The organism is Vibrio sp. 10N.222.52.B7 (assembly GCF_041474275.1).
GTDB classification, from domain to species: domain Bacteria; phylum Pseudomonadota; class Gammaproteobacteria; order Enterobacterales; family Vibrionaceae; genus Vibrio; species Vibrio crassostreae_C.
On sequence record NZ_JBFRTU010000001.1, the window covers coordinates 1 to 13,878 of the forward strand.

Sequence of the window (13,878 nt, forward strand, 5' to 3'; positions counted from 1 at the left end):
CGAGATGCGAGATGCGAGAGAGTACGGCAAAGCCAAATTACAGGCAATAAAAAAGGAGAACCGAAGTTCTCCTTTTCTTAAACCTTTAAGCTAACTCTAAATTATAGAGATGCTTTCGCTTTTTCAACTAGAACAGCAAATGCTGCTTTGTCGAATACTGCGATGTCAGCAAGAATCTTACGGTCGATCTCGATAGATGCTTTCTTTAGGCCATTGATGAAACGGCTGTAAGATAGACCATTTTGACGAGATGCCGCGTTGATACGTGCAATCCAAAGTTGACGGAATTGACGTTTCTTGTTGCGACGGTCACGGTAAGCGTATTGACCAGCTTTGGTAACTGCTTGGAAAGCTACGCGGTAAACACGTGAACGTGCTCCGTAGTAACCTTTAGCTTGTTTTAGAACTTTCTTATGACGTGCACGAGCTTGTACACCACGTTTTACGCGAGGCATTATGCTTCTCCTAAACTAAACGAATTTATAAACTAAAAAGAATTAAGCGTATGGCATCATACGTAGAACTTGAGCAACTTCACATTTAGGAAGGATCGAGTTCGGACGTAGCTGACGCTTGTTCTTAGTAGTACGCTTAGTCAGGATGTGACGTTTACCAGCGTGCTTAAACTTAATACCACCAGCAGTTTTCTGGAAACGCTTAGCAGCACCTTTGTTGGTTTTCATCTTAGGCATGATGAATAACTCCGCATTGTTGAGTTGTTAATAACATAGTAATTAGGGCGAATAAAACCCCGCAACCTGAGGCTGCAGGGTTCAATTACTTGCAAAGCCGTTAATTACTTCTTTTTAGGGGCCAACACCATGATCATCTGGCGACCTTCAATTCTCGTTGGGAAAGATTCGACTACTGCAAATTCTTCAGTATCCGCTTTCAAACGATTAAGAACGTCAACACCGATTTCTTGGTGAGCCATTTCGCGGCCACGGAAGCGAATTGTTACCTTCACTTTGTTGCCGTCTTCTAGGAAACCAGTCAGGTTGCGTAGTTTTACCTGATAGTCTCCAATATCAGTTCCAGGTCGGAATTTAATTTCCTTGATCTGAACCTGCTTTTGCTTCTTCTTCTGCTCTTTCGCAGCTTTGCTCTTCTCGAAGAGGAACTTACCGTAGTCCATCACACGACAAACTGGCGGCTCGGCGTTAGGGCTGATCTCTACAAGATCCATACCAGCTTCATTTGCAGCTTCCATCGCTTCAGCGATTGATACTACACCAACAGCTTCGCCGTCTGCGCCAGTTAGACGCACTTCACGAACGCCACGAATGTCACCGTTTAAACGGTGCTGGTTTTGTTTGGCCGGTTGTTGGCCACGTCTTCCGCCTTTAATAGCTATTCCTCCAGATTGAGCTTACGGCTTGAAACCTCGGCTTGGATGTATGAAATAAAGTCATCCACTTTAAATTTGCCAAGGTCCTTACCTTTACGTGTACGTACTGCAATTTCGCCGGCTTCCATTTCTTGGTCACCACACACAAGCATGAACGGTACACGTTTCAAAGTATGTTCGCGGATTTTAAAGCCAATCTTCTCATTTCTCAAGTCTGCTTTGACTCTAAATCCACTTTTTTGCAGTTTTTTCGTAATTTCTTGTACATATTCAGACTGTTTGTCTGTAATGCCCATTACAACTGCTTGTTCTGGCGCCAACCACGTTGGGAAGAAGCCAGCGTATTCTTCAATAAGAATACCAATGAAGCGTTCTAGTGAACCTAAAATCGCGCGGTGGATCATAACTGGCGTGTGACGCTCGTTATCTTCACCTACGTAAGTAGCACCTAAACGTTCTGGTAATGCAAAATCGAGCTGCACTGTACCACATTGCCAAGCGCGGTCCAAACAATCATGCAAAGTAAATTCAATCTTAGGTCCGTAGAACGCACCCTCGCCTTCTTGAATCTCGTATGCAATGTCCATTGCCTCTAGCGCTTGCTTAAGGTCAGCCTCTGCACGGTCCCACATTTCGTCTGAACCTACACGCTGTTCTGGACGAGTAGATAGCTTAACAACGATGCTTTCGAAGCCGAAAGTTGTGTAAGTATCGTAAACCATTTCAATACAAGCTTTAACTTCTTGTTGAACTTGGTCTTCAGTACAGAATACGTGAGCATCATCTTGAGTGAAGCCACGAACACGCATAATGCCGTGAAGTGCGCCAGACGGCTCGTTACGGTGACATGAGCCGAACTCAGCCATACGTAGCGGTAGATCACGGTAAGATTTCAAACCTTGGTTGAAGATTTGAACGTGACCAGGACAGTTCATTGGCTTGATAGCGTATTCACGGTTCTCTGAAGAAGTAGTGAACATCGCTTCAGCGTACTTATCCCAGTGACCAGAGCGTTCCCAAAGAACACGGTCCATCATTAATGGGCCTTTAACTTCTTGGTAATCGTACTCAGTCAGTTTTTGACGAATAAATACTTCTAGCTCACGGAAGATAGTCCAACCGTTGTGGTGCCAGAACACCATGCCTGGTGCTTCTTGCTGCATGTGGAATAGGTCAAGCGCTTTACCGATTTTACGGTGGTCACGTTTAGCCGCTTCTTCTAGGCGCACAAGGTGAGCTTTAAGTGCCTTCTTGTCGTGGAATGCAGTGCCGTAGATACGTTGAAGCATCTTGTTGTCACTGTTACCACGCCAGTATGCACCCGCTACGTTAAGTAGAGTGAAGTGCTGGCAGAAGCTCATGTTAGGCACGTGTGGACCACGACACATATCGATGTATTCTTCGTGATGGTACAGGCCTGGACGATCGTCTTTAGAAACGTTCTCGTCCAAGATTTCAATCTTGTAAGTCTCGCCGCGAGCTTCGAATGCGTCGCGCGCTTCCTGCCAGCTAACTTTCTTCTTAACAACCTGGTATTTGGTCTTCGCTAGCTCTTTCATGCGCTTTTCGATCTTTTCTAGATCGTCTTGCGTTAGAGAGTGCTCAAGATCGATATCGTAGTAGAAACCGTTATCGATAGTAGGACCGATCGCCATTTTCGCTTCTGGAAAAAGCTGCTTAACCGCGTGGCCTAAAAGGTGAGCACAAGAGTGACGAACGATCTCAAGGCCATCAACTTCATCTTTAGCTGTGATGATTTCTAGGCTTGCATCGTTTTCGATAAGATCACAAGCATCAACACGCTCGCCGTCTACACGACCAGCAATGGTAGCTTTCGCAAGACCAGGACCGATTGATAGGGCAACATCTAGAGTTGATACAGGGTTGTCAAATTGACGCTGACTACCGTCAGGAAGAGTAATAATTGGCATTATTTGTCCTTTACAGTGGTGTTGCACACCAAGCAACACATGAAAATGTTTAATATATGTCTTTCAATCAACGAGTACGCTGATTGGGGATATATGCATAATAAATATACCCACATAGAAGCAAATACAGATGCCCCATTTGTGAGTAGCCAAACATTGTAACGAAATAATATGAAATGACAATGTTAGTCCCGCAGCACCACAAAACTATATGACTGAAATGTCTCTTCTATATAGATCCTTCTAACGCCTAACCCATAGCTCAATCAGTAATTCGTTGGCTTTATCTACTGTCTCGTCCTAAAATACGTTGACAGTATTTCTACTAAGCCAACAGCATCAGCTGTTGGCTTTTTTCATGCACCTCATTTGGAGTTTTCATCCTGAGACTAAGGTGCGGCCTCATATTGTTATAGGTACTTATAGACTCTTTTACTAGTTGTTTAAGCTCTCCGAGGTTTTTGCACTTATTAAGTAAGAACTCTTGTTTCAGTATTCCATTTACTCTCTCTGCTAATGCATTTTGATAGCAGTCATAACCGTCTGTCATCGAGGGGCTTATGCCGCTACTTTTCAACTTATCTTGATAAACACCGGAGCAATACTGGAGACCACGATCAGAGTGATGGATACACGAACGATGATATTGACGCCCCTTAATAGCCATATCTAGCGCTTTCACAACATCCGTCGCCTTCATTTCGTTGCTCAGCTCGTAGCCCATAATCTTCCGACTAAACGCATCAGTTACCAATGAGAGATAGTGAATGCCTTCATCTGATTGGATATAGGTAATATCACTTACTAACACACCCTCTGGAGTGCATGGTTTGTAGTTCTTTAATAAGTTCGGATGTTTTTTCATCCAATGCTTACTGTTTGTCGTTTTCGTAAAACTACGTTTAGGTCTTACCAATAACCGTTCATCACGTAAGTAGTTGAAAAGAGCATCCCGACCTAACTTGATACCTTGTTCTTGCAACTTTGGCTTAAGTAAAAAGTAGAGCTTTCTAGTGCCAACCCGAGGCATATAACGTCTAATATCCAACACCATTTGTTTGATGGGTTTAAGTTCCAACTGGCGATGAACAGCTCGCTTTTCTCGTTGATAAACACTTTGTCTCGTTATCCCGCATAGCTTACATACTCGAACTAAACTTATTCCTTCTTGTTCTTGAAGGCTTCTTGCTCCTTGGTGAGGTACTTTTTTCTGAGGCTAGTTCCGTGTTCAGCATCAAGAATATCAACCACTCTATTTAAAAAGAGATTCTTGATTTTTTCGTCTTCCAGCTCTTTCTCAAGACGCTTTATTTTCTGTGCTGGTGACTCTTTAGGCTTAGTTGATTGGTGCATGGTATTCATCCTTGGAGTTTGCGCCCAATTCATCTTACCGTGCTTTCGAAGCCAAGTTAAAACAGTTGAACGGCCTTGGATACCATAAATGGTTTGGGCTTGTTTATATGTCATATCGCCTCTTTCTACAGCGGCGACGACCTGTAATTTAAAGCCTAGTGTGTAATCACGCTGAGTGCGCTTAACGTAGGTATTATTTGAAGTAGCCATAATTCGTCCTCAATGTGTAAACACATTTCAGGACGGGACATACAATACAAAAAAGCCGAACGGATAAGTTCGGCTATAGAAATCGTACTGTCTTGTCTCTATTAATAGAAAAAGCGACTACTAACAGAAAGGGAACTACGCACTCATGATTCTTGATACAGCGTTGCGAATGTCTGAGTCGGCCGCATTAGCAGGTAAGCTGAATGAGATGTATTGGTCGCCGCGGAAACTCATTGAGCGGTCGATTTCTGCTAGGCAGTGAACCATTGAACCTTCAACGATGAATGACAGCTCGATCTCTTTATTATTCATGAAGCCGCCGCTGCGAAACTCAATCTCTTGGTAACAACCCGAACGAGAAGCAAAGTTGTTGCCTTTTAAGAAGCCCTTCTCTACGTCAGCTTTCACCATTGCCATACCGGATGCTTCCACGCCTTGGATGATTTTAGCAACTGTTGGCAGTGGGTGTACGGAGATAAAGTCACGGTCTTTAGGGTCAATCGCGAAGCCTATATCTAGGTTGGTTTCAACCCACACATGGCATTGGTTCATTTGTGCGTTCAACGCGGTGACTGGCGTTTCATCATTTAACTTAAGTCGGAATGGAACCAGTTTGGTTTCGCCCGGTTGGATAACGAAAGGCTCTACCGCTTGAATACGACCCAGTGAAAAGGTTTCGTAGCTGGTACTGTCTTCCGTTTCTACTTTTACTTCTGTGTTGAGAACCAAGTTAATCAAGTCGATTTGTTGCTCAACGTCGCCACCAACAATGTGAACATTGCCAGACAACTCTCCACCTTGGAAAACTTCAATATTATCTAAGACAGTATCAACCTTTGCTGCACCGATGCCCAACGAGGCCTTTAATTTCTTAAACATATTATTTCCCTTTCTAATCATCTGATTTACGAATAGTTATTACGTGACAATTTGCGACACTTGCCTCACAGAATCAAGCAATTTGCCCCATCTATGTTGAATAAGGTCACATTGCCCGAGGAAATGTTGAAATCGTGAAAAATTCCGTTACTCTATTTGTATAGTCAAATAAGGTTTCATTATGTCGAAAGCGCCGCTCTACCTTCAGATAAAACAGTTCATAGACGATAATATCAACAGTGGTCACTGGCCAGTGGGTTACCAGATAACCACAGAACTCGAACTCACAGAGCAGTTCAATGTGAGTCGAATGACGGTCAATAAAGCCATTCGAGATCTTGTGTCTGAAGGCAAGCTCATCAGGAAACCAAGACTGGGGACTTTTGTTTGTGAACCCGACGAAAAAGCGCAATCTCCGTTGCTTGATATCAACAACATAGCGCAAGAGATCAAAGACCGAGGCCAAACGTATACTAGCCAAGTTATCAAGCACGATAGTATCAAGGCTGATGAAAGCACGGCTACACGGTTAGGTGTGATGATTAACGCAGAAGTGTTCTATAGTGAAATCATACACTTTGCGGACAACGCACCGATTCAATTGGAAGCGCGCTGGGTGAACTCTCAAGCCGCTCCAAAATACCTAGAGCAAGACTTTTCAACCTCTACGCCCAACGAATACCTTTCAAAAAGCTGCCCGTTAAGTGCTATCGAGCACACGGTTGAAGCCATTATTCCAGATTCTCAAATCAGAACGTCACTAAAGCTATCTGAATCAGAACCTTGCCTTCTTTTGAATAGAAGAACATGGAGCAAAGAACGCCTCATCAGCTTTGCATTGCTCTACCATCCTGGCTCTAAGTACAAATTAAGCTCCAAGATACTTCTAGATTAAAGAACATCATCCTGATCGCCGATCACATTTTTGCAACATCAACTTGATTCGGGTCAGCGTTTAGCCTATTTATTTGTATATACATTTAATATTTAGCAAAGATCTAGGTGATTATGAATTTGATCCTCAAAAACGCACGAGTGGTCTCCATGAGTTCGGGAGCCGATGGTTATCAGCCTTCTTCCCCTCAAGATATCGTTATCGAAGACGGTAAGATCGTGTCCATATATTGTTCAAACCAAAGCGCACTTGCTTCTGAATTAGAACAAGTAAGTGTTGATGGTTCTTTGGATTACGTCACCTATGATTGCAAGAACAAGCTCGTCACCCCAGGTCTGATTGATTGCCACACTCACCTCGTATTTGCGGGTAATCGTGCCAACGAATTTGAACAGCGTTTGAATGGTATCTCTTACACCGACATCGCCAAACAAGGCGGCGGGATTCTTGCGACAGTCACTGCAACACGCGTAGCACAAGAGTCTGAACTGGTTGAAATGGCACTACCTAGACTCGATGGCCTGCTAAGAAGTGGCGTAACCAGCATCGAAGTAAAATCTGGCTATGGTTTAACACTTGAAGATGAGCTCAAGATGCTGCGTGCAGCCAAAGCGTTAGAAAATCATCGCCGAATTAAGATCACTACTACTCTCCTTGCTGCGCATGCTGTGCCACCTGAATATAAAGAACAACCAGATCGTTACATAGATCTGGTTTGCCAAGAGATCATTCCTAAAGCTGCGGAGCAAGGGCTCGCCGATGCCGTTGACGTATTTTGCGAATCTATCGGCTTCAACCTAGAACAAACCGAACGTGTCTTTGCCGCTGCCAAAGCACACGGGCTAGCGATTAAAGGTCACACTGAACAACTTTCAAATATGGGCGGCAGTGCGCTCGCAGCTAAATACGGTGCACTCTCTGTCGACCATGTTGAATACCTTGATGAAACCGGAGTAAAAGCGCTGGCAGAATCAGGCACAGTCGCCACCTTATTACCCGGTGCTTTCTACTTCTTGAAAGAGACTCAACAGCCGCCTATCGCCCTACTTCGTGAACACAAGATTCCAATGGCGATCGCGACCGACTTAAACCCCGGAACCTCCCCTTTTGCAGATTTAACCCTGATGATGAACATGAGCTGCACCCTGTTTGGCACGACACCTGAAGAAGCATTGCGTGGTGTAACTTGTAACGCTGCGGCTGCCATTGGTGAGTCACAAACCAAAGGCAAAGTCGAAATCGGTTATGCCGCAGATTTGGCTATCTGGAACATCGACCACCCTGCAGATCTAAGCTATCAAGTCGGTGTTCCTCATCTGCATAAACGCATTGTTAATGGCGAGGTGTGTCATGACTCAATCTAAATCCAACGCTATCCAAGAGAACGCAACAACCATGCATAACTTTGTGTGGACAGGGCGTAATGATCTTGAAGATGGCCCACTCGGTACTCGCGTTCATCACATTACCAAGCAAGTGCAAAGTAGCGAGTTAAGTGACGAGCTGACTGACGGTGGTATCGCCTTGGTAGGCTTTGCCAGCGACGCCGGTGTTGCAAGAAATAAAGGACGCGTGGGCGCGAAACAAGCACCTAACTTGATACGCCAAGCTCTGGCGAATATGGCTTGGCACAGTGACGCATACATCGCGGATCTTGGTGATATCGAGTGCAATGATGGTCAATTGGAAGTCAGCCAAAAACAGTGTGCTTCTGTGATTGCCAATGCCTTAGCAACCAACAAAGTGATTACCCTTGGCGGTGGTCATGAGGTTGCTTGGGCATCTTTTCAAGGTCTTGCGGAACATTTACATAAAACGGAACACCGACATAAAGCTCAACACCTTGATAAAGGTCAGCCAGAACGCAAACCTAAAATAGGCATCGTTAACTTTGATGCTCACTTTGATCTTCGTGAATTTGAAAGCGACATCGCTGACGTAAAGCCAAGCTCAGGCACACCATTTAACCAGATAAGTGATTACTGCCACACACATCAGTGGCCGTTTCATTACGCTTGTCTTGGTGTGAGTGCCGCCAGCAATACCAAAGCGCTGTTTGACAAAGCTGACCAACTGGGCGTGTGGTATGAACACGACCGCAACATGACCCAAGTGAATCAAGTCGCTCAACTGATCAAGTTACAAAAATTCATCGCTGAGTGTGATTATCTCTATCTCACCATTGATCTCGATGTTTTCCCCGCAGCTACTGCGCCGGGCGTAAGTGCACCAGCGGCAAGAGGCGTGAGCTATGAAGCACTCGCTCCTTTTCTAGAACAGATTTTCCAACACAGTAAAAAACTCATTATCGCGGACATTGCAGAATATAACCCGGACTACGACGTCGATGGCCAAACGGCTCGATTGGCAGCTCGTTTGTGTTGGGATATTGCCAGTGCAATGGCCAGCGACTAATCCAGCTATACCGATAACTACAACTACAACTACAACTACAACTACAACTACAACTACAACGATATAACGTGAAACAGAAGGAATTTCAAAATGACGGAACACCACAACAGTGACCCTCGTCTCGACACGACTCGCGAAATTCGCGCACCTCATGGCACCACTTTGCGCGCAAAATCTTGGTTAACAGAAGCACCCCTTCGTATGCTAATGAACAACCTAGATCCTGATGTGGCAGAACACCCACATGCACTGGTTGTGTATGGCGGTATTGGTCGTGCAGCACGTGATTGGAAATGTTACGACAAGATTGTTGAAGTATTAGAGCGTTTAGAGGACGACCAAACGTTACTTGTTCAATCCGGTAAACCTGTGGGCGTGTTCCCGACTCATAAAAACGCACCTCGCGTACTGATCGCTAACTCGAACCTTGTTCCACACTGGGCGAACTGGGAACACTTCAACGAGCTCGATAAAGAAGGCTTGATGATGTACGGCCAAATGACCGCGGGCAGCTGGATCTACATTGGTTCACAAGGCATCGTTCAAGGTACTTACGAAACCTTTGTCGCTATCGCGAAGAAGCACTTTCAAGGAGAAGCAAACGGCAAGTGGGTTCTAACGGGTGGTCTTGGCGGTATGGGCGGTGCTCAACCTCTCGCAGCGACTATGGCTGGCTTCTCGATGATTGCGGTTGAATGTGATGAATCACGAATCGATTACCGCTTGCGTACAGGCTATGTCGACAAAAAAGCCACCAGCATAGATGAAGCGATGGCAATGATTAAAGAATCAGACACACCAATCTCTGTTGGCCTACTCGGTAACGCAGCAGATGTATTCCCAGAGCTTGTTGAACGCAATATCACGCCTGACGTAGTGACTGACCAAACCTCTGCCCACGATCCGCTGAACGGCTACTTGCCGCAAGGTTGGACGATGGAGAAAGCAGCACAAGAACGTTTAATTGATGAAGCGAAAGTAGTGAAAGCCGCTAAGCAGTCCATGGCGATTCAAGTTCAAGCTATGTTAGATCTTCAGTACCGTGGCGCTGCGACCGTAGATTACGGCAACAACATTCGCCAAATGGCACTTGAAGAAGGTGTGGAAAACGCGTTTGATTTCCCAGGTTTCGTTCCTGCCTATATTCGTCCTTTATTCTGTGAAGGCATCGGTCCGTTCCGTTGGGCAGCCCTATCTGGCGACCCAGAAGACATTTACAAAACAGACCAAAAAGTAAAAGAACTGATTCCAGATAACCCACATCTACATAACTGGCTAGATATGGCACGTGAACGCATTCAGTTCCAAGGCCTACCAGCTCGTATTTGTTGGGTTGGCTTGAAAGACCGTGAACGCTTAGGCCAAGCATTCAATGAAATGGTCAAAAATGGCGAACTTAAAGCACCGGTTGTTATTGGTCGTGACCACCTAGATTCAGGTTCAGTAGCAAGCCCGAACCGCGAAACAGAAGGCATGATGGATGGATCAGATGCCGTATCAGATTGGCCTCTATTGAACGCCCTTCTAAATACGGCAGGTGGCGCAACATGGGTTTCTCTGCACCATGGTGGTGGCGTTGGCATGGGCTTCTCACAACACTCAGGAATGGTGATTTGTTGTGACGGCAGTGAAGATGCATCGCAGCGCATTACTCGTGTACTTCACAACGACCCAGCAACAGGCGTTATGCGTCATGCTGATGCGGGTTACGATATTGCCAAGCAGTGTGCTAAAGAGCAGAAGCTTGATTTACCTATGCTAAACGAAGAACTTCGTCGCCTTTAACTTCTGGAGAGAACATGTTGAATTTATTACTTAAACCAGGACTTCTAGGCCTGCCTGAACTTCGAAAAATCAGCCGTAGCCCTGTAAACTTATCACTCGATCCAGCAGCGATTCCTGATATTGAAGCGAGCATGCACGTTGTAGAACAAGTGATTGCTGAAGATCGCACTGTGTATGGCATCAATACGGGTTTTGGCTTATTGGCAAATACCAAAATTGCGCCTGAAGATTTAGAAGTACTACAGAAAAGTATCGTGCTTTCTCACGCGGCCGGCATTGGTAAATTCATGTCTGATGAAACCGTGCGCTTGATGATGGTGTTAAAGATTAACAGCTTGTCTCGTGGTTACTCGGGTATCCGACTCAAGGTCATCAATGCTCTTATCGATCTTGTGAACGCACAGGTTTATCCGTGTGTTCCACAAAAAGGATCTGTGGGTGCTTCAGGAGATCTTGCTCCCCTCGCCCACATGAGTACGGTACTTCTAGGTGAAGGCCAAGCGCGCCACAACGGCAAAATCATCACTGGCTTAGAAGCAATGCAGATCGCTGGCTTGGAGCCAATCACACTTGCTCCGAAAGAAGGCTTAGCTCTGTTAAACGGCACACAAGCATCGACTGCCTTTGCATTAGAAGGTCTGTTTGCAGCTGAAGACTTATTCGCGTCTGCAACCGTATGTGGCGCGATGTCTGTAGAAGCAGCGCTGGGTAGTCGTCGTCCGTTTGACCCTCGAATTCATCGCGTTCGTGGTCATCGTGGTCAAATGGATGCCGCGCTTGCTTATCGCCATATGCTTGATCAAAAGAGTGAGATTGGTGAATCACACACTTGCTGTGAAAAGGTTCAAGACCCTTACTCGTTGCGCTGTCAGCCTCAAGTGATGGGTGCCTGTTTACAGCAAATTCGTAATTCAGCAGAAACGTTAAACGTTGAAGCGAACTCGGTATCGGATAACCCACTGGTATTTGCTGAAGACGGCGACATTATTTCAGGTGGTAACTTCCACGCAGAACCTGTGGCAATGGCAGCGGATAACCTAGCACTTGCGATTGCAGAAATTGGTAGCCTTTCTGAACGAAGAATGGCACTGCTGATTGATAGCGCACTAAGCAAACTTCCACCTTTCTTAGTCGATAACGGCGGCGTTAACTCAGGCTTTATGATTGCTCAAGTAACGTCTGCTGCTCTGGCAAGCGAGAATAAAACACTGGCACACCCAGCATCAGTAGACAGCCTTCCAACATCGGCAAACCAAGAAGATCATGTATCTATGGCAACCTTTGCGGGTCGTCGACTGCGTGACATGGCAGAAAACACCCGTGGCATCTTGGGTGTTGAATACTTAGCAGCAGCACAAGGCTTGGATTTTAGAGCACCAAATCTCTCTTCTCCTCGAGTAGAAGAAGCAAAACAGATACTGCGCGAGAAAGTCAGCTTCTACGACAAAGACCGTTACTTCTCACCTGATATCGAGCAAGCAAATCTACTGCTCAAATTATCAGTGCATAACCATCTAATGCCAGAAGGCCTACTGTGTAGCTTCTAAGGTTTGGCGAAATAGCACGTCATATAAACAGGGGCTATTGATTAGCCCTTGTTGCATTGAATCCAAGCCCCTATTCCCCTCAAAATCGTCACATACCATCCAACGTATTTATCTAATCGACTGATATATAAGCAAAGTTAACTGGATAGACCATTAGAACGAAGTTAGTTAGCTATAATCCACCCCAGATTTGATGACTAATAGCGATACTATGTTTCTGACACCTTACTTTTCTACTGAAGACAATCAATTTCAATTCACTCGTGAACAAGCAAGCCACTTTGCTAAAAAAGTAGCTGGCGATTTCAACCCGATTCACGATGAAGACAACAAGCGCTTCTGTGTACCTGGCGATCTTTTATTTGCAGTACTTCTGCAAAAAGAAGGCATCAGCCAAAAAATGCGTTTTGATTTTTCAGGTATGGTTGGTAACGGTATTGCGTTAAGCGTTGACAACAAGTGTGAAAAAGAGAGCTCACTTATCGATGCAAATGGTAAAGAGTACCTACACATGTCTTGTGAAGGTGAGAAGAGCCATGATCAAGCATTCATCGAGCACGTAGTAACAAACTACGTTAAGTTCTCTGGCATGAACTTCCCACACATCATGGTTCCTCTTATGGAAGAACAACAAATGATGATCAACTGCCAACGTCCTCTAGTGATTTACGAGAGCATGGAAGTTGAATTTACTCGCCTAGACCTGTCTCACCCAGAAGTTGAATTCTCTAGCGCGACTTTTGATGTTGAAGGCAAACGTGGCATCGTGACCCTGAACTTCGATTTCAAAGAAGACGGCGAAGTAGTAGGTAAAGGCGTGAAGCGTATGGTAGCAAGTGGCCTTAAGCCATACGACCAAGCTTCTGTAGACGACCTAGTAAACCGCTTCAACGAACGCAAAGAGATGTTTCTAGCTCAGTTCACAGCCGCTGCTTAATCAGCTCTAGAACAAGATCAATAAAGCCCAGCTTGATAATCTCAAGCTGGGCTTTTTTATTTCGATTACTAAGCCAGCACTCAAATCATCACTAAATCCAGCGTCTAACCTTTTGTTTGTAATCAACATATTCCGCGCCGAATAATTGTTCTAGTGCTCGCTCTTCGGGTTTGATTTGGAAGTAATTCATGTAGATTACGAAGCCAAAGCTAAGTAGTACACTGAAGATATTCTGGAAGAAGTAGCCAAAGCAAAATAGCAGGATGAACAACCCTAAGTACATTGGGTTTCGCGTGTAGCCAAAAATTCCACTGTCCACGACGGCTGAAGCGGTTTCTACTTTGATCGGGTTAACGGTGGTTTTCTGTTTTCGAAATTCCAATATGCCGGATATTCCGATCACACCACTCAATGTGACTCCGATTCCTAACACAATCATTCCATAAGGCAATGCCAGTGTCCCTTGGCTCAACTGTTGAGCGCAGAAGTATGATGCTACGAATACAATAATGAACAGTGCAACTGGTGGTACTTTTAATTCTAGAAATTTCATACTTTTCCTTATTAACATTCCTTTG

At 45.1% G+C, this 13,878-nt stretch carries 13 protein-coding genes; 6 read left to right on the forward strand and 7 right to left on the reverse strand.

Annotation, left to right across the window (positions count from 1 at the left end; genetic code table 11):
• Positions 1-101: 101 nt before the first annotated feature.
• From rplT to AB4512_RS00030, 6 genes are all read right to left on the reverse strand, one after another.
• The gene (rplT, locus tag AB4512_RS00005; protein WP_004733517.1) at positions 102-455 is read right to left on the reverse strand and encodes a 50S ribosomal protein L20; all 354 of its coding nucleotides are present in this window, start codon (positions 453-455) and stop codon (positions 102-104) included.
• 42 nt (positions 456-497) lie between these two features.
• A complete protein-coding gene (rpmI, locus tag AB4512_RS00010) occupies positions 498-692 on the reverse strand; it encodes a 50S ribosomal protein L35 (protein WP_004738430.1) in 195 nt (64 codons plus the stop codon).
• Positions 693-796: 104 nt separating this feature from the next.
• Positions 797-1,348: a translation initiation factor IF-3 gene (gene infC / locus AB4512_RS00015; RefSeq protein ID WP_076654893.1), complete on the reverse strand. Its 552-nt coding sequence runs from the start codon at positions 1,346-1,348 to the stop codon at positions 797-799.
• Between the two features lie 2 nt (positions 1,349-1,350).
• Positions 1,351-3,279 carry a threonine--tRNA ligase gene (gene thrS / locus AB4512_RS00020; protein ID WP_017059786.1) on the reverse strand — a complete coding sequence of 643 codons (1,929 nt, stop codon included), beginning with the start codon at positions 3,277-3,279 and terminating at the stop codon, positions 1,351-1,353.
• Positions 3,280-3,604: 325 nt separating this feature from the next.
• A protein-coding gene (locus tag AB4512_RS00025; protein ID WP_102319877.1) for an IS3 family transposase occupies positions 3,605-4,842 on the reverse strand; the annotation gives its coding sequence in 2 pieces (ribosomal slippage) (positions 3,605-4,470 and positions 4,470-4,842; 1,239 coding nt in all).
• A 135-nt stretch (positions 4,843-4,977) separates the two neighbouring features.
• The gene (locus tag AB4512_RS00030) at positions 4,978-5,721 is read right to left on the reverse strand and encodes a sporulation protein (RefSeq protein WP_136978508.1); all 744 of its coding nucleotides are present in this window, start codon (positions 5,719-5,721) and stop codon (positions 4,978-4,980) included.
• Between the two features lie 181 nt (positions 5,722-5,902).
• Between AB4512_RS00030 and hutC the strand changes: the two genes are divergently transcribed.
• The 6 genes from hutC to AB4512_RS00060 all read left to right on the forward strand — a co-directional run bounded on the left by hutC (position 5,903) and on the right by AB4512_RS00060 (position 13,300).
• Positions 5,903-6,616, forward strand: coding sequence for a histidine utilization repressor (gene hutC, locus AB4512_RS00035; protein ID WP_368084547.1), 714 nt, complete (start codon positions 5,903-5,905; stop codon positions 6,614-6,616).
• Positions 6,617-6,729: 113 nt separating this feature from the next.
• Complete coding sequence (gene hutI / locus AB4512_RS00040; protein WP_372174078.1) at positions 6,730-7,980, forward strand: imidazolonepropionase; 1,251 nt, start codon at positions 6,730-6,732, stop codon at positions 7,978-7,980.
• A complete protein-coding gene (hutG, locus tag AB4512_RS00045; RefSeq protein ID WP_372174080.1) occupies positions 7,967-9,031 on the forward strand; it encodes a formimidoylglutamase in 1,065 nt (354 codons plus the stop codon). The genes hutI and hutG overlap by 14 nt, the downstream gene beginning before the upstream one ends.
• Positions 9,032-9,121: 90 nt before the next feature.
• Positions 9,122-10,816, forward strand: coding sequence for a urocanate hydratase (gene hutU, locus AB4512_RS00050; protein WP_372174082.1), 1,695 nt, complete (start codon positions 9,122-9,124; stop codon positions 10,814-10,816).
• Positions 10,817-10,830: 14 nt separating this feature from the next.
• Complete coding sequence (gene hutH / locus AB4512_RS00055) at positions 10,831-12,363, forward strand: histidine ammonia-lyase (protein WP_372174083.1); 1,533 nt, start codon at positions 10,831-10,833, stop codon at positions 12,361-12,363.
• A 211-nt stretch (positions 12,364-12,574) separates the two neighbouring features.
• A complete protein-coding gene (locus tag AB4512_RS00060; RefSeq protein WP_372174085.1) occupies positions 12,575-13,300 on the forward strand; it encodes a DUF3581 domain-containing protein in 726 nt (241 codons plus the stop codon).
• A gap of 91 nt (positions 13,301-13,391) precedes the next feature.
• Here the strand turns inward: AB4512_RS00060 and AB4512_RS00065 are convergent, their stop codons facing one another.
• A complete protein-coding gene (locus tag AB4512_RS00065) occupies positions 13,392-13,853 on the reverse strand; it encodes an isoprenylcysteine carboxylmethyltransferase family protein (RefSeq protein WP_017066183.1) in 462 nt (153 codons plus the stop codon).
• Positions 13,854-13,878 lie beyond the last annotated feature (25 nt).